General features: G+C 50.8%; 13 protein-coding genes and 3 pseudogenes. 14 read left to right on the forward strand and 2 right to left on the reverse strand.

Annotation, left to right across the window (positions count from 1 at the left end):
* The first annotated feature begins 4 nt into the window (after positions 1–4).
* The 8 genes from ABGT54_RS06955 to glmS all read left to right on the forward strand — a co-directional run bounded on the left by ABGT54_RS06955 (position 5) and on the right by glmS (position 11,759).
* Positions 5–1,825 carry a glycosyltransferase family 2 protein gene (locus ABGT54_RS06955; RefSeq protein WP_346663429.1) on the forward strand — a complete coding sequence of 607 codons (1,821 nt, stop codon included), beginning with the start codon at positions 5–7 and terminating at the stop codon, positions 1,823–1,825.
* Between the two features lie 8 nt (positions 1,826–1,833).
* Positions 1,834–2,787 carry a glycosyltransferase family 2 protein gene (locus ABGT54_RS06960; RefSeq protein WP_346663430.1) on the forward strand — a complete coding sequence of 318 codons (954 nt, stop codon included), beginning with the start codon at positions 1,834–1,836 and terminating at the stop codon, positions 2,785–2,787.
* A gap of 128 nt (positions 2,788–2,915) precedes the next feature.
* Entirely contained in the window at positions 2,916–4,319 is a 1,404-nt protein-coding gene (locus ABGT54_RS06965; protein WP_346663431.1) for an undecaprenyl-phosphate glucose phosphotransferase, read from the forward strand.
* Between the two features lie 16 nt (positions 4,320–4,335).
* A complete protein-coding gene (locus ABGT54_RS06970; protein WP_346663432.1) occupies positions 4,336–5,562 on the forward strand; it encodes an LCP family protein in 1,227 nt (408 codons plus the stop codon).
* Positions 5,563–5,567: 5 nt separating this feature from the next.
* A complete protein-coding gene (locus ABGT54_RS06975) occupies positions 5,568–6,590 on the forward strand; it encodes a hypothetical protein (RefSeq protein WP_346663433.1) in 1,023 nt (340 codons plus the stop codon).
* A 75-nt stretch (positions 6,591–6,665) separates the two neighbouring features.
* A complete protein-coding gene (locus ABGT54_RS06980) occupies positions 6,666–8,081 on the forward strand; it encodes an LCP family protein (RefSeq protein ID WP_346663434.1) in 1,416 nt (471 codons plus the stop codon).
* Positions 8,082–8,172: 91 nt separating this feature from the next.
* Positions 8,173–9,702: a cohesin domain-containing protein gene (locus ABGT54_RS06985; protein WP_346663435.1), complete on the forward strand. Its 1,530-nt coding sequence runs from the start codon at positions 8,173–8,175 to the stop codon at positions 9,700–9,702.
* Between the two features lie 230 nt (positions 9,703–9,932).
* Positions 9,933–11,759: a glutamine--fructose-6-phosphate transaminase (isomerizing) gene (glmS, locus tag ABGT54_RS06990; RefSeq protein WP_346663436.1), complete on the forward strand. Its 1,827-nt coding sequence runs from the start codon at positions 9,933–9,935 to the stop codon at positions 11,757–11,759.
* Between the two features lie 39 nt (positions 11,760–11,798).
* Here the strand turns inward: glmS and ABGT54_RS06995 are convergent, their stop codons facing one another.
* Complete coding sequence (locus ABGT54_RS06995; protein WP_346663437.1) at positions 11,799–12,542, reverse strand: polysaccharide deacetylase family protein; 744 nt, start codon at positions 12,540–12,542, stop codon at positions 11,799–11,801.
* 255 nt (positions 12,543–12,797) lie between these two features.
* Between ABGT54_RS06995 and ABGT54_RS07000 the strand changes: the two genes are divergently transcribed.
* Entirely contained in the window at positions 12,798–13,397 is a 600-nt protein-coding gene (locus ABGT54_RS07000) for a YdcF family protein (RefSeq protein WP_346663438.1), read from the forward strand.
* A 9-nt stretch (positions 13,398–13,406) separates the two neighbouring features.
* Here the strand turns inward: ABGT54_RS07000 and ABGT54_RS07005 are convergent, their stop codons facing one another.
* Positions 13,407–13,556: a hypothetical protein gene (locus ABGT54_RS07005; RefSeq protein ID WP_346663439.1), complete on the reverse strand. Its 150-nt coding sequence runs from the start codon at positions 13,554–13,556 to the stop codon at positions 13,407–13,409.
* Positions 13,557–13,710: 154 nt separating this feature from the next.
* On the opposite strand from ABGT54_RS07005, the gene ABGT54_RS07010 reads away from it, so the two are divergent.
* From ABGT54_RS07010 to ABGT54_RS07030, 5 genes and pseudogenes are all read left to right on the forward strand, one after another.
* On the forward strand, positions 13,711–14,076 hold the full coding sequence (locus ABGT54_RS07010; protein ID WP_346663440.1) for an arsenate reductase family protein: 366 nt from the start codon (positions 13,711–13,713) through the stop codon (positions 14,074–14,076).
* Positions 14,063–14,625, forward strand: a pseudogene (locus ABGT54_RS07015) (manganese efflux pump MntP family protein). The gene ABGT54_RS07010 and the pseudogene ABGT54_RS07015 overlap by 14 nt, the downstream one beginning before the upstream one ends.
* 24 nt (positions 14,626–14,649) lie before the next feature.
* A pseudogene (gene prmA, locus ABGT54_RS07020) lies at positions 14,650–15,604 on the forward strand (50S ribosomal protein L11 methyltransferase).
* Between the two features lie 11 nt (positions 15,605–15,615).
* Positions 15,616–16,350, forward strand: a pseudogene (locus ABGT54_RS07025) (16S rRNA (uracil(1498)-N(3))-methyltransferase).
* A gap of 63 nt (positions 16,351–16,413) precedes the next feature.
* Positions 16,414–16,591: aminotransferase class V-fold PLP-dependent enzyme (locus ABGT54_RS07030; protein ID WP_346663446.1), on the forward strand; the 178-nt coding region annotated here is incomplete at its 3' end.

The raw sequence follows: 16,591 nt of genomic DNA on the forward strand, positions 1-16,591 counted from the left end.
ATCTATGAAAAATAAGATCGACTATATGGATATGCTGAAAAAAGTATCCCCTTATAATATTAAGAAGGGGATACTTTATTTCCGGCACTATGGAGCCAGAGGCTTCTGGGTAAAACTGACCGAGAGATTTCAGAAAGATGACATTGATTACCAGGAGTGGTATCAGAGGCATGTTCCGGATGAGAAAGAGTTAGAGAGACAGAGGAGAGAACGCTTTGCAAAGCGACCTCTGATCAGTATTCTGGTGCCGGTGTATCGCACTCCGATCCCGTTTCTTGCGGATATGATCGATTCAGTGCGGGCGCAGACCTACGGAAACTGGGAGCTGTGCATTGCCAATGCAGATCCTTCATGCCGGGAAGTGGGCGATTATCTTAGAACGGTCTGTGCGGAGGAGCCCAGGATAAAGGTCAAAGACGTGCCGGAGAATGAAGGGATCGCCCAGAACACCAATGCGGCGCTTTCCATTGCTTCCGGAGAATACATCGGGTTTCTGGACCATGACGACCTTCTGACCGCAGACGCTCTCTATGAAATGGTAAAATGTATGAATGAGAGGGAGGATGTGGAGGTGCTCTACTCGGATGAGGATAAGATCACCTCGGATTCCAGAGAGTATTTTGCTCCACACTTCAAACCGGACTTTAACCTGGATCTTCTTCGCTCCAATAATTATTTCTGCCATTTTGTGGTGGCAAAAAAGGAGCTGATCCTGCAGGTGGGAGCGTTCCGGGGAGCCTTTAACGGAGCCCAGGATTACGACCTGGTGCTGCGTCTGGTGGAGCAGGCAAAGGCTGTGGGACATGTCCCCAGGATCCTCTATCACTGGAGAGTCCACAAGGCGTCTACGGCGGATAATCCTATGAGCAAGATGTATGCTTATGATGCCGGAAAGCGGGCCATAGAAGAGCATCTGAAACGGTGCGGCCAGGAGGCGGAAGTTTCTCACACCAAAGACCTTGGGTTCTACCGGGTGAAATACGCCCTACGGGAACGTCCGCTGGTATCCATTCTGATCCCCAACAAGGATCAGGCGGATACGTTAGGACAGTGCATCCGTTCGATCAGGGAAAAGACCGGGTATTCCAATTATGAGATCATCGTCATTGAAAATAATAGTGTGGAAGAAGAAACATTTTCTTATTATGAGGAGCTGCAGAAGGACGAACAGGTGCGGGTCGTATACTGGAAGGATGAGTTTAATTACTCTGCCATCAATAATTTTGGCGCAGGCTATGCAAGAGGAGAGTATCTGCTGTTCCTGAACAATGACATTGAGGTGATCGACGCAGACTGGCTGGAGGAACTTCTGGCCAACTGTGAAAGAGAAGAAGTAGGCATTGTGGGAGCTAAACTCTATTACCCGGATGATACGGTGCAGCACGCAGGGATCGTGGTAGGCATCGGAGGCATTGCCGGAAATATGTTCGTGGGCCTGAAGAGGGGCTATACCGGATATATGCACAAAGCCGTGCTGCAGCAGGATTTAAGCGCGGTGACAGCGGCCTGTATGCTGATGAAGCGAAAGGCCTTTGAGGAAGTGGGCGGATTTGAGGAAAAGCTCAAAGTGGCCTTTAATGATGTAGATCTCTGCCTGAAGGTGAGAAAGGCCGGGTATCTGGTGGTTTTTGATCCCTTTGCAGAGCTTTATCACTATGAATCCAAAAGCCGGGGAGCCGAGGATACGCCGGAGAAGATCCGCAGGTTTCAGAGCGAGATTGAATTTATGCGGAACCGGTGGATCGAGATCCTGAAAAACGGGGATCCGATGTATAATCGCAATTTAAGTCTGAAAAAGTGGGACTATTCGCTGAAAGGGAATTAGGCGCTGGTATGAAAGAAGTAACGGTAGTAATACCAAATTATAAAGGAAAAGAATATCTGCTGGCCTGCGTGGAGAGCATTTATGAAAATACGGACCAGGAGACAGAGATCCTGATCGTAGATAATGCCTCGCAGGACGGCAGTATGGAAGAGGTACAGGAAAAATATCCCGGGGTCCGCTGTGTGTTTCTGGAGAAGAATTATGGATTTTGCAGGGCTGTCAATGTGGGGATCGAACAGGCCGGGACGCCTTATGTATTCCTCTTAAACAACGACACTCTGGTCTGCCGCCATGCCATTGATTATCTGACAGCTGCTCTGAAGGCGGATCCTGCTGCTTTTTCTGCGGAGGCAAAGATGATCCAGTATCAGGACCGGACAAAGATCGACAGCGCCGGTACGTTTTACAATGCGTTTGGCTGGGCGTTTGCCAGGGGCAAGGACAAGTCCGCTGCGAAATATAACCGCGCCTGCCGGGCGTTTGCAGCCTGCGGGGGCGCGGCGCTTTACCGGCGGGAGGTGTTTGACCGGATCGGTGATTTTGACGAGGCTCATTTTGCCTATCTGGAAGATGTGGACGTGGGATACCGGGCCAGGATTGCGGGCTATCACAACCTCTATGTGCCGTCAGCCCGGATCATCCATGTAGGGAGCGCGTCCAGCGGATCCAGACACAACGAGTTCAAAGTGCATCTGTCGGCCAGAAATAATGTGTATCTGATTTACAAAAATATGCCGCCGCTTCAGATTTTTTTGAATCTGCCCTTCCTGTTTGCAGGGTTTCTGGTGAAATTTTTGTTTTTCCTGAAAAAGGGAATGGGGAAGGCATACATAAAAGGACTTCTGGAAGCGCCGGAGCTGATGAAAAAAGAGAAAAAAGTCCGGTATCAGAAGAAAAATATTCGGAATTATTTAAAAATTCAGATCGAACTGTGGATCAATATCCTTCGACTCTTTTCGTGAAAAACTTATGTTTCTCTTAAAAATCATACAGAATGTTGTGTTTTCCTTGCGTAACTGTGCAAAATAATGTATGATAAGTTGAGTATGTTACAAAATTATTACGGAAAAGTTTCGGAGTTGATGATGTTGTGATACGGGAAAATCAACCGCTTTTAAATCGTCTGCAGGTAGCAATCGACGGGATCATTATCATCATTTCCTATGTACTTGCATGGTATCTGCGATTTAAAAGCGGGATTTTTGAATTAGACCCCTGGTTTTTATCCCTGCGGGCCTATCTGTCGGCGCTGATTTTTATTGTGCCGGGTTATCTGCTGCTCTATTATATTTTTCAGCTGTATGTGCCAAGGCGGATGCGGGGAAGAAGGCTGGAGGCGTGGAACGTGCTCCAGGCCAATACCATCGGCCTGCTGGCTTTTATATTGATCTTGTATTTCCGCCATCAGTCGGATTTTTCGCGATTGATGATTTTTATTTTCTATGTGCTGAATGTATTTCTGGAAGTTTTGTCCAGAAATGTGATCCGTTATGCGCTGCGGAGGATGCGGAGCAAAGGCTATAATCAGAAGCATGTGCTTTTGATCGGCTACAGCCGGGCTGCGGAGGAGTACATCGACAGGGTTCGCCAGAATCCGGAGTGGGGGTACAACATCCGGGGGATTCTCGCGGATAATATGCAAAGGGGTACGGAATACAAAGGCGTGAAAGTCCTGGGAAGGATTGACAACCTGGAGATCGTACTGCCGCAGAACCGTCTGGATGAGATCATTATCACCCTTGGCCTTGCAGAATATCATAAGCTGGAGCGCATTGTAAATATGTGCGAGAAGTCCGGGGTGCATACCAAGTTTGTGCCGGATTACAATAAAGTAATCCCAAGCCGGGCCTATACGGAGGATATTCAGGGGCTGCCTGTGGTCAACATCCGCAGAGTTCCCTTAAATGATCCGCTGAACCGGTGGCTGAAGCGGATCGTAGATATTTTCGGAGCGCTGGTGGCCATCGTGATCTTCTCACCGGTGATGCTTGTGGTGACCATTGCCATCAAGGCTACGTCCCCGGGACCGCTGATCTTTGTACAGGAGCGGGTAGGGCTTCACAACCGGCCTTTTAAGATGTACAAATTCCGCTCCATGGTGGTGCAGAACGAGATGACAGAAAAAGGGGAGTGGACCACCAGAAACGACCCGCGGGTGACTGCGGTGGGGAAATTGATCCGCAAAACCAGTATTGACGAGTTCCCGCAGTTCTTTAACGTACTTAAGGGAGATATGAGTCTGGTCGGACCAAGACCGGAGCGTCCCCAGTTTGTGGAAAAGTTCAGGGAAGAGATCCCAAGATATATGATCAAGCATCAGGTTCGTCCGGGAATCACCGGCTGGGCGCAGATCAATGGATACCGGGGAGACACTTCTATCTATAAACGGATCGAATATGATCTGTATTATATTGAGAACTGGACGCTGGGACTGGATATCAAGATTATTATCCTTACATTTTTTAAAGGATTTGTAAATAAGAACGCCTATTGATCATAAAGGGGAAGATATGGCAAAGAGACGAGACCAAAGACAGGAACGCCCGGTAAGACCGGAGCAGAGGAAAAGGACTGCAAAAGAAGTCCGGCTTGCGAAGGAAGAGAGAAAGAAAAGGATCCGCAGGAGAAGACGCAGGAGGATCCTGGTCCTTTTACTGGAGATCCTGATCCTTGCAGCATTATCTGTGGCTGCGTATGCCATCTTTAAACTGGATAAACTGGATCATGTGACCTTGAATGTAGACACCAACGGCTGGACGCAGGAAGGATATACCAACATCGCCCTGTTTGGAAATGACAGCAGAGGCGAGGGCGGCGAGGACGGCGGCCCGGCAAGAAGCGATACCATCATTATCGCCAGTCTGAATAATGAGACCAAAGAAGTGAAGCTGGTGTCCGTATACCGGGATACCATGCTGGAGCAGGAAGGCCAGCACTATGACAAGGCCAATGTGGCCTATGCCCAGGGAGGTCCGGAAGAAGCGGTAAATATGCTGAACAGGAATCTGGATCTGGACATTCAGGACTATGTCAGTGTCAATTTCCTGGCTCTGGCAGACGTAGTAGATCTTCTGGGTGGCATCGAGCTGGATCTGACTTACGAAGAAGTTGTTCATATGAACAATTACTGTGTGGAAACATCCGAAGTCACAGGCAAGGATTATGAAAGGATCGAGCCGGAAGAAGCCGGCACCTATCATCTGAACGGCGTGCAGGCCGTATCCTATGCAAGGATCCGCTATACGTCGGGAGGAGATTTTACAAGAACCGAGCGTCAGCGGCTTCTGATCGAAAAGGTAGCGGAAAAGGCCAAGAAAGCCGGCATTGTAAAGATCAATGAGATCATTGACGAGGTACTGCCGGAAGTATCTACCAGTCTTACGCCAAAGGAAATCCTGTCCATGGCCGTGGGCGTGTTTGACTACACCATAGGGGAGACAAAAGGATTCCCCTTTGACGCGGCCACACCGGAAGCGGTGCCCGGATATACCGGCTCTTATGTGGTGCCGGTGGGACTGGAGAAAAACGTAGTGGATCTGCATGAGTTCCTGTTCCCGGGAGAACCCTATACACCGACGGAGACGCTGACCTTTATCAGTGACAATATCGCATATATCACCGGCTATTATCCGGATCCTGAGGAGTCGGAGGATGAAAGTGCAGACGGATCTGCTGCAGGAGATGGCGGCGACAGCGGCGCGCAGGATGCGGCAGGCAGTCTGGAAGGGGATGAGTAAGGCGGATGGAACAACAGAAGATCTTGCTGATCGCACCTGTTTTTTTCAATTATTATAAGGATATCCTGACAGAGCTTAGAGCCCTTGGGTATGAGGCGGATTACCTCTGTGACACTTACAGCAATTCCAGCCTTTCCAAAGCTGCCGGCAGGATCAGCAAGAAGCTGATCCGCGGCGCCATGGAACGCACGTTTCGTAAAAAGATCCTGCCAGGACTGGGAAAAAAGCAGTACCATACAGTGCTTGTAGTGGCAGGGATGACCTTTGCTTTTTTTCCGGACATGGTAAAGCGGATGAAAGAGACGCAAACCGGGGCAAGGTTTGTTCTGTATCAGTGGGATTCCAGGGAAAATCTTCCTTATATAGAGAAGATCCATCCGTATTTTGACCGGATCTTTACGTTTGATCCCAAAGACGCCCGGGAAAACCCGGACTGTACCTTGCTCCCGCTTTTTTATAACCGAAGATATGAAGCGGTCGGGAAAGAAAAGCCCGCCGGAACCTGGAAGTACGACTGTACCTATGTGGGAACGGCTCATCCCAGGAAGTACCGCCAGATCAATGAAATGGCAGCGGCGCTGCGTCCCTGTCTGCCAAGACAGTTTATTTATCACTATATGCCCTCCAGGCTGAAATATGTCTACCACAAGCTGACGGCCAGAGAATACCGGAAAGCGCGGTTTCAGGAGTTTCAGCGGGAAAAGATCCCCGGAGAGGAGCTGGCAGAGCTGTTTGGGGAATCCAGGTGCATCCTGGACGCGCCCCAGGACGGACAAAGGGGGCTTACGATCCGCACCTTGGAATGTCTGGGTGCAAAGCGCAAGCTGATCACGACCAACCCGGAAGTAAGAAATTACGATTTTTTTCGGGAAACCAACATTTATGTTTACGATGGAGAGCCGGATCCGGACAATGTGTTCTTTACCGGCGAGTATGAAGAACTCCCTCCTTCGGTTTACCGGAAATATTCTCTGCGGTCATGGATCGGGTTCGTTCTGGAAGAGCCGAAAAGTGGGGGTAAATGTTGAATTTTCGCAGAAAATAAGGTATGATGTAAAACGAATATAATTTGAGGGAATGATACGAAGGAAAGGATAGAGGCTATGGCAACAAGACGCCGATATCGGAGAGGCAGGAGAAAGAAAAGAGGATTTGCGTCCTGGTCGACGGGGAAAAAGATCGCGGTGATCTTAAGTTCTACGCTGCTGGCGGTTCTGGCAATCGGGACTGTGATCCTGGCCAGCAAGCTAAGCAGGATCGAGCTGACCCGGCTGAATGCAGAAAACTTAAATATTTCTGATGAAATAGAACATGAGACGGGATTTGTGAATGTGGCGCTTTTTGGTCTGGATTCCAGAGAAAATGATCTGGGCAAGGGGAACCGGAGCGACACCATTATGATCGCAAGCCTGAACCGGGAGACCAAAGAAGTCAAGCTGGTGTCTGTGTTCCGGGATACGCTTCTGGAGATGGAGGACGGCAGCTTTAACAAAGCCAACGCGGCCTACGCCTTTGGAGGCCCGGAGGAAGCCGTGTCCATGCTGAACCGCAACCTGGATATGAATATCGAAAAATATGTCACCGTGAATTTTAATGCCCTGGTGGATGTCATAGATGCGGTCGGAGGACTGGATGTAACCATGACTGCGGAAGAGATCGTCCATATGAACAATTACTGTGTGGAGACTTCTGAGGTGACGGGCAAGGATTACGAAAAGATCGATCCTGTGGTGCCGGGCACCTATCATCTGAACGGCGTGCAGGCGGTGGCTTACTCCCGGATCCGTTACACTGCGGGCGGGGACTTTACCCGGTCCGGCAGGCAGCGGACCATCCTGATGATGATCGCAGATAAGGCACAGCACATGAACTTAAGCGCTCTCAACAAGATCGCGGATGAGGTGTTTCCCCAGGTTTCCACTAATTTTACTCTGACAGAAATGCTGGGGTATCTGAAGGATGTTACGGAATATAAGATAGGCGAAACCACCGGTTTCCCGGAGGATAATACCACAGATACGCTGAATCAGGTGGGAAGCGTGGTCATTCCCAATTCTCTGGTCGAGAGTGTGGAAGACCTCCATCAGTTCCTGTTTGGAAACGACGGATATACTGCGTCCAGCACAGTTCAGGAGATCGGCGCCGGCATCGAGGAGCGGGCGAATGGAACCAGCGCTTCGGATGATGAGATTTATGAAGACACCGGAGATACCGGCTGGACTGATGACACCGAATGGACGGATGATACGGAATGGACGGATGATACGGAATGGACCGGGGATGGAACCGGAGATACCGGCTGGACCGGGGACGGAACCGGAGATACCGGCTGGACCGGGGACGGAACCGGAGATACCGGCTGGACCGGGGACGGCACTGGAGATACCGGCTGGACCGGAGACGGCACCGGAGACACCGGCTGGACCGGAGACGGGGCCGGAGGAGGCACGGGAACCGGAGACGGGGCCGGAGGAGGCACGGGAACCGGAGACGGGACCGGAACGACTCAGACCTGGTAAGTGATTGGGACAGACAGGCATGCCGGCCTTCCTTTTGCGAATAGAAAGAGCGGGGCCGGTATATCATAGATAGAAAAAAGAGGGAAAGCACATGAGAAATTTTAAGAAATTGCTTGCAGTTCTTGCGATGGTCTGCATGCTGACCACAGGATTTTCCATGATCACATATGCGGCGGAAGGGGAGCTTCGGTTTACAGATCCTTCCACGACTGTGGGCGCAGAAGTAGAAGTGACGGCCGTATTTACAGCACCGGTTCTGATGGATCAGCTGGAGGCAACGCTGACGTATGATCCGGCTATGCTTAAATTTGTAAGCGGAGACAGCGCCACAGGCGGCAATGGTACGGTAACGATCTCCGGCGATGGAGGAAGCGCTACGGAAGCATCGTTTACCCTGACTTTCCAGGCGCTGGCAGAAGGAGATGCCAGTATTGAAGTGTCCAGTTCCTCCGGCGTGGATGCAGTTGGAGATCCGCTGGATCTGATCAACGGGAGCTCGAAGGTGTCTGTGGGCCCCGGGGATCCGTCGCTGATCCAGGAGGAAGAAGGACAGGAAGAAGAATCTGCCTCCATGGAAGCCTCTGCGAACGGTCCGCAGGTGGAAGTGGACGGACAACAGTATACGATTACCAGCGGGTTTTCGGATGCGCTGATCCCTGTCGGATTTGTCAGAGGGGAGACCCAGTATGAGGGGACATCCTGCGAATCTGTGACACAGGAAGCCAGTGGGCGTTCTGCCTTTTATCTGACTCCTGTTTCCGGAGGAGAGCCGGATTTCTTCCTGTATGACAGTGACAATGGCACATTTGCTCCGTTTGAACAGGTCGAGCTGTCTGCGGATCGTTATATTGTTCTTTTGAGAAGTGACGGAAAGGTAGATCTGCCGGACACCTATCAGGAGACCACACTGACGTTAAACGGCAAGGAGTTTCCGGTGTGGCAGAATACAGAAGAGGCAGATTATTATGTGATCTATGCCCTGAATGCGGACGGGGAAGAAGGCCTTTATCAGTATGATACAGTAGACAGAACGTATCAGAGATACGTAAAAAATGCTGCTTCCGCTGACAGCAATGACAGCGGTTCCACGCCGGGAGGAATCTGGGGAAAGATCCTTTCTGTGATCCGGGATTTTCTGGATATTATCGTGATCGTGGCAGGAGCGGTATTCCTGGCGCTGGTGATCATTCTGATCGTTGTTGCCGTGAAACTGCGTCACAGAAATCTGGAGCTTGATGATCTCTATGACGAATATGGCATTGATCTGGACGAAGATGAGGAAGAAGAAAAACCAGCCAGAGCAAAGAGCAGGTCTTCCGAATCCGGAAAATCGGGGCCTGCGGTCCGCAAGCCCGCCCAGACGGCGCAGATCGTTCTGGATGATGAGGATGACTTTGATGACTTCGAGGATTTTGAAGATTACGAAGAAGAAGAATTTGACGATTATGGCGCTGTGGATCTGGATGAAGATGATTTCGAGGACGACTACGAAGAGTTTGAAGACGAAGACGACGATATCATCGATGACCTGGATGAACTGTTAAGCAAACAGCCGAAGAAGCGCCGCGGTCATATGGAACCGGACGATACATTTAAAGTGGATATCATTGACCTGGATTAAAGCTGCAGAGCTGTTTTGGAGACAGGCGGATTTGGAGAGAATCTTCAGACAGAATCTTTGGACAGAAGCGAGTGTATGAAAAAAGATACAAAAAGAGGGTGTGAAAACATCCTCTTTTTCTTTACATCAAATCTCTGATTTGTTACAATACCACTTGATAGTGCAAAAAAAGCGGTTTTTTGTACAAATAACTTGCAAACATTGTCATCGCGTAAGGAGTGAAGAAGATTATGTGTGGAATTGTAGGATATATCGGATGTCAGCAGGCAGCGCCGATCCTTCTGGATGGTCTGTCAAAACTGGAGTACCGGGGATATGATTCGGCTGGGATCGCGGTCTATAATGGAGAAGAGATTGACATGGTGAAGTCAAAAGGGCGGCTGAAGGTGTTAAGTGAACTGACCCATGCAGGAGAGAAGCTGCCGGGAACGCTGGGGATCGGTCACACCCGCTGGGCGACCCACGGTTCGCCGTCAGATGTGAACGCGCATCCGCATTTTAATCAGGATAAAAGCATTGTAGTGGTTCACAACGGGATCATTGAAAATTATCTGAAGCTGAAGAAAAAGCTGGAGCGCCATGGCTATGTATTTGTATCCGAGACGGACACAGAAGTGATCGCCCACCTTCTGGATTATTATTACAAGGGCAATCCGCTGGAAGCGGTGACGAAGATCATGCATCGGATGGAAGGCTCTTATGCGCTGGGGATCATTTTTAAGGATCATCCGGAAGAACTTTATGCGGTCCGCAAGGACAGCCCGCTGATCGTAGGACACACGCAGGGAGGAAATATTCTGGCCTCTGACGTGCCGGCTGTGCTGAAGTACACCAGGGACGTGGTGTTTATCGAGAATGAAGAGATTGTCCGGATGACGGCGTCATCCATGGAATACTTTACCGTAGACGAAGAGCCGATCGAAAAGGAAGCGGTTCATATCGAGTGGGATGTGAATGCGGCGGAAAAAGGCGGCTATGAACATTTTATGCTAAAGGAAATGTATGAACAGCCCAAAGCGGTAACGGATACCTTTTCACCCCGGATCAAAGACGGACAGATCGTCATCGAGGAACTGGGCATGTCCAATGAGGAGATCCGCAGGATCCGCAAGATTATGGTGGTGGCCTGCGGTTCGGCGGCCCACGCCGGGCATACCAGTAAATACATTTTTGAGGGCCTGTCCCGGATCCAGGTGGATGTGGATCTGGCCAGTGAGTTCCGCTACCGGGATCCGATCCTGGACGACGGCACCCTGGTGATCGTGATCAGTCAGTCCGGAGAGACGGCGGATACCCTGGCTGCGCTGCGGGAGTCAAAGAAACGGGGAGCAAGGGTGCTTGGGATCGTCAATGTAGTGGGCAGCTCCATTGCCAGAGAGGCAGATAATGTGATGTATACCTGGGCAGGGCCGGAGATCGCCGTAGCAACCACCAAGGCGTACTCTGCCCAGCTGATCGCGCTGTATCTGCTGGCCATGAAATTTGCCCATGTCAGGGGAGAATTAAGTGACGAAGGCCTGCAAAAGATGCTGGAAGACATGCAGGGGCTGCCGGCACAGATCGAGATGCTCCTCAACAACCAGGAAAATATCCAGCGGTTTGCCAACCGGTATCTGGCTGCAAAAGACGTGTTCTTCATCGGCCGCGGCGTAGATCAGGCTATATCCATGGAGGGCTCCTTAAAGCTCAAGGAAATTTCCTACATTCATTCGGAAGCCTATGCTGCCGGCGAACTGAAGCACGGCACCATCTCCCTGATCGAAGAAGGAACCCTGGTTGTGGCTGTACTGACACAGGAAAATCTGTACAAAAAAATGATCAGCAACATGGTAGAAGTCCGGACCCGGGGAGCATTCGTCATGGCCGTTACCACTGAAGGCAACACAGAAGTAGAAAAAGCGGCGGATTATGTGATCTACATCCCGGAGACAAACAAATATTTTACCAATTCACTGGCCATCATCCCGTTGCAGCTTTTCGGATACTACATTGCCCTCGGTCGCGGCTGCGATGTGGATAAGCCAAGAAACCTGGCAAAGTCCGTTACAGTAGAGTAAAAGGTACAGGGTGTTTTTCAATTAGGTACAGGGCATTTGTCAATTTGGGACGTAGTCCTTTGCAAAAGGACTACGTCCCAAATTGAATTTTCCGAAACGATATCCCGCTGTTTTCCATTCGTCGATGAGCCTGCCCAGGTATTCGGTGTTGGCCTGTGAGGTGCTGTGAAGAAGGACGATGGCCCCCGGATGGATGCGCCGGACGAGTTTTTCGTACATTTCTTCCCAGGCGGGCTGTGCTTCCTGGTTCCAGTCTACATGGGCAAGACTCCAGAATATGGTGTGATATCCGGCTTCTTTTGCGTATTCCAGACTCCTGTCGCTGTAAATGCCCTGAGGCGGCCGGTAAAAGGGGGCCAGGGAGCTGCCGGTGATCTCGTGGAAGACGGTTTCTACGGCGGTCAGTTCTTTTTGAAATTCTTCCAGAGAGGAGAATTTTGTCATGTCTGGATGGGTGTCTGTATGGTTTCCGGCAATGTGGCCTTCCTGGACCATTCTCCTCGCCAGCTCCGGCGCAGAGGCAAGAAAGTCTCCGGTGAGGAAGAAGGCGGCAGGAACTTCTTTTTCTTTCAGTGTGTCCAGGATCTTTCCGGTATTTCCGTTTTCATATCCGCAGTCAAAGGTAAGATAAATGGCTTTTTTGCCGGAGCTGCCTACATAGTAAGCCTGGTGAGCGGCCAGCGCTTCGGGGGATTCATTCCCGACAGGCGCCTTACCCCTCTTCCTGGTAGCTAAGGCCCCAGCTTTTGGAGGCAGAAGAGAGGCCGGAGGAAGGGACGGCATCCCGGGAATTGCTGAAGAGTTCTCCCAGGGCGCCGCCAAGGAAGTAACAGAAGGAAAAAAAGAGGATAAGAAGAAGTGTCCGAACCAGCGTCCGAACCAGAGTCTGCAAGAGCATTTGTTTAGGAATCTGCATGGGAAAGAGATCTCCGGGAGTTCTTTTCTCTCTATAATATATGGCCTTCGGCTTGCAATCTTTCCGGTAAAAGGGTAAAATGAACAAAGTTACAGCAAGTATGGAACAGAAGAGGAGTTTTTATGAAGAAAATAAAGGAGTGGATCCTGGGAATCTGCGGCGCGCTGCTTGGAGTGCTGGGGATTAATCTGGTCATTTTCCAGATTTTGTTCCCTGCGCCAAAAAAACGGTGGGAGCAGGATACCTGCGACTGTGCGCTGGTGTGCGGATTCCATGCCATGGAAGACGGGACGCCGTCCCCGGTCATGAAAAAAAGAGTGGAAAAGGCGGTAGAATTGTGGAAGGAAAGAAAGGTCCGCTATCTCTTGCTGTCAGGAGGGGCGGTGGCCAATTCCAGGGTGGAGGCAGAAGTGATGAAAAAATACGCTCTGGAGCTTGGAGTGCCGGAGCAGTATCTGATCCTGGAAAAACGCGCAGACTGCACCTACCGCAACCTGAAATACGGGGCTGCGACCATGAAGAACTGCGGATTTGCGGATTGTGCGGTGGTTACCAGCGGCTGGCATCTTAGGAAAGCGGATCACTATGCCAGAAAAGCCGGACTCCGGTATGTGATGGTCCGGGCAGACGAGCCCGTGGAAGAAGGAGTCCTTACTACTTTACGCCGCTACGGAGAAACTGCGGTCACAATGTACCGGAATTTCTGGAAAGGATATTATTAAGAGATGGGATTAATCCGTTAATTTGTATCCATAGCGGATCTTCCGGTAGATCTTCCAGATGATGATCGCCGGGAAGCTGATGAGCAGATAGAGGCTTGTGATCACGCCTGCGCCTGCCCCGATGATCATAAGTATCAGTAAACCAATGTTTGTATCCATAGAAATGCCTCCTTAAAAAACTACCATTTATTTTAGAAGAGAGAAGGGCGAAAGGAAATGAATCCACCCCGACCTTAGCGATATTTTAACAGAAAACGAAAAAGGATATCCGATTTCACGGAAATCCGTACAAGAGAGAAAGAGAGGAAGTACCATGTTATTTGTCTGTTATCCCAAATGTTCTACCTGCAAAAAGGCGGAAAAGTGGCTGCAGGAGCAGGGAGCCGATTTTGAGAAGAGAGATATCAAAGAGCAGAATCCGACCAGGGAAGAGCTGAAACGATGGCATGAAAAAAGCGGTCTTCCGCTGAAGCGCTTTTTTAACACCAGCGGAAATCTATATAAAGAAATGAAATTAAAGGATCAACTCCCGCAGATGAGCGAGGAGGAGCAGTACGACCTGCTGGCGTCGGATGGAATGCTGGTAAAACGTCCCATCCTGGTGACGGATGACCGTGTCCTGGTGGGGTTCCGGGAGAAAGAATGGGAGCAGGGAGTGGAAACAGATGGGCTGGATTGAGCTGTTTCTGATCGCCGTAGGCCTGTCTATGGATGCCTTTGCGGTGTCTGTCTGTAAGGGCCTTGCCATGAAGCAGTGCAGCGCCGGCAAGGCGGGGATCGTCGGCCTTTATTTTGGAGGGTTTCAGGCTCTGATGCCGCTGCTTGGCTATTTTCTGGGCGTACAGTTCCGGGATGTGATCACATCGGTGGACCACTGGATCGCCTTTATCCTTCTTGGGATGATTGGCGGAAATATGGTAAGAGAGGCAGTGGGCCCGGAGGCGTGCGAGACGGCAGACGCGTCTCTGGATGTCCGGACGATGCTGGCCCTGGCAGTGGCTACCAGCATCGATGCACTGGCGGTGGGCGTAACGTTTGCGTTTCTGAAGGTAAACATTCTCCGGCCGTCTGCTTTATCGGCGGGATCACATTTACTTTGTCTGCGGCAGGTGTTAAAATAGGAAATATATTTGGGACAAGATTTAAGGCAAAAGCAGAACTGGCAGGAGGCGTGATCCTGATCCTCATCGGAACCAAGATCCTGCTGGAACATCTGGGTATTTTATAGAACAGGATAAGGAGGTTTCATTCGATGAAATGGAATCAGTTCCGTCTCAAGACGACGACAGAAGCAGAAGATATTGTCAGCAGCATGCTGATGGACCTGGGATCCAGGGGGTGCAGATCGAAGATAAGATCCCCCTGACCGCACAGGACAAAGAGCAGATGTTTGTGGACATCCTGCCGCAGATCCCGGCAGACGACGGGGTGGCGTATCTTACGTTTTATCTGGAGGAAGAGGAAGATCCGGCCGAAGTGCTGGAGAAGGTCCGCCGGGAGCTGGAAGAGATGCGCGCCTATGTAGACGTGGAGAAGGTACGATTGAAGAATCCCAGACCGAGGATGTGGACTGGGTCAATAACTGGAAACAGTATTTTCATCAGTTCTATATTGACGATATTCTGGTGATCCCCTCCTGGGAGCAGGTGGAGGCAAAGGACAGCGACAAGATGGTGATCCACATTGATCCGGGCACGGCGTTTGGCACCGGGATGCATGAGACTACCCAGCTGTGCATCCGCCAGCTCCGCAAATATGTGTCCCCCGGTTCCCGGATCCTGGACGTTGGATGTGGAAGCGGGATCCTTGGGATGCTGGCGTTAAAGTTCGGGGCTTCTTATTCTGTGGGGACAGATCTGGATCCCTGCGCCATTGACGCTACGCATGAAAATATGAAAGCCAACGGCATCCGGGATGACCAGTATGAAGTGATGATCGGGAATATTATTGATGAGCCGCAGATCCAGGAGAAAGCCGGGTTTGAAAAGTATGACGTTGTGGCTGCCAACATCCTGGCAGACGTGCTGGTGCCGCTGACGCCGGTGATCCTCCATCAGCTGAAAAAAGGCGGGATCTATATTACCAGCGGTATTATTGATGACAAAGAAGAAACGGTAAAACAGGCGGTAGAAGACGCAGGCATGGAAGTCCTGGAGGTGCATCATCAGGGAGAATGGGTGTCTGTGACTGCCAGAAAGCCAGAGTAAAGGAGCAGGGCATGCAGCATTTTTTTGTTCCCCCTTCTCAGGTGGAGGACGGGGAGATTCAGATCTACGGATCGGACGTAAATCATATGAAAAATGTACTCCGGATGCGTCCCGGCGAGGAGGTTATGGTCAGCGACGGCAATAACCGCATGTACCGGTGCAGGATCCTGGATTATCCGGGAGAGAGCGCCAGACTGGAGATCCTTGAGGAACATCCGGCGGACACGAGCTGCCTTCCCGGATCTATCTTTTTCAGGGGCTTCCCAAACAGGAAAAGATGGAGCTGATCGTACAGAAAGCGGTGGAGCTTGGCGTCTGCCAGGTAATCCCGGTGGAGATGAAGCGCTGTGTGGTGAAGCTGGACTTAAGGAAAGCGGCCAAAAAGTGCAGCGGTGGCAGCAGATTGCCGAAAGCGCGGCAAAGCAGGCGGGAAGAGGCTATATTCCCAGGATCCGGGAGGTAATGTCTTTTGAAGAAGCGCTGGAGTTGGCAGGGGAGCTGGACGTGCGTCTGATCCCCTATGAGCTGGCGAAAGCGATGGATCATACCCGTTCTGTGATCGGCAAGATCCGCCCGGGGAATCCATCGGGATCTTTATCGGCCCGGAAGGCGGATTTGAAAAAGAGGAAGTGGAAAGAGCCAGACAGGCAGGCGCCCTTCCTGTTACCCTGGGAAAGAGGATCCTTCGTACAGAGACGGCGGGGATGGCGGTGCTTTCGATCCTGATGTACCACCTGGAGCCTTAGCGCAGACGGCAGGGGTCATACATATATTGATAATGACAAAATGATTGTTCAGGAAGTGAAATCATGAAAGAAATATATCTGGATAATTCTGCAACCACAATGGCGTACCCGGAAGTCGGGGATCTGGTCCGCAAGGTGATGTGCGAGGACTATGGGAACCCGTCTTCCATGCATGCGAAAGGCGTGGCTGCAGAACGCTATGTAAAAGAAGCAAAAGAGAGGCTTAACACGCGATCTAGTG

The organism is uncultured Merdimonas sp. (assembly GCF_963929015.1).
Lineage (GTDB): Bacteria > Bacillota > Clostridia > Lachnospirales > Lachnospiraceae > Merdimonas.

Excerpts from the sequence above, each read along its gene's own strand:
- ABGT54_RS06955 (WP_346663429.1), top strand. The coding sequence starts at position 5 with ATGAAAAATAAGATCGACTATATGGATATGCTGAAAAAAGTATCCCCT.
- ABGT54_RS06960 (WP_346663430.1), top strand. The coding sequence starts at position 1,834 with ATGAAAGAAGTAACGGTAGTAATACCAAATTATAAAGGAAAAGAATAT.
- ABGT54_RS06970 (WP_346663432.1), top strand. The coding sequence starts at position 4,336 with ATGGCAAAGAGACGAGACCAAAGACAGGAACGCCCGGTAAGACCGGAG.
- ABGT54_RS06975 (WP_346663433.1), top strand. The coding sequence starts at position 5,568 with ATGGAACAACAGAAGATCTTGCTGATCGCACCTGTTTTTTTCAATTAT.
- ABGT54_RS06980 (WP_346663434.1), top strand. The coding sequence starts at position 6,666 with ATGGCAACAAGACGCCGATATCGGAGAGGCAGGAGAAAGAAAAGAGGA.
- ABGT54_RS06985 (WP_346663435.1), top strand. The coding sequence starts at position 8,173 with ATGAGAAATTTTAAGAAATTGCTTGCAGTTCTTGCGATGGTCTGCATG.
- glmS (WP_346663436.1), top strand. The coding sequence starts at position 9,933 with ATGTGTGGAATTGTAGGATATATCGGATGTCAGCAGGCAGCGCCGATC.
- ABGT54_RS06995 (WP_346663437.1), bottom strand. The coding sequence starts at position 12,542 with ATGCCGTCCCTTCCTCCGGCCTCTCTTCTGCCTCCAAAAGCTGGGGCC.
- ABGT54_RS07000 (WP_346663438.1), top strand. The coding sequence starts at position 12,798 with ATGAAGAAAATAAAGGAGTGGATCCTGGGAATCTGCGGCGCGCTGCTT.
- ABGT54_RS07005 (WP_346663439.1), bottom strand. The coding sequence starts at position 13,556 with ATGGATACAAACATTGGTTTACTGATACTTATGATCATCGGGGCAGGC.
- ABGT54_RS07010 (WP_346663440.1), top strand. The coding sequence starts at position 13,711 with ATGTTATTTGTCTGTTATCCCAAATGTTCTACCTGCAAAAAGGCGGAA.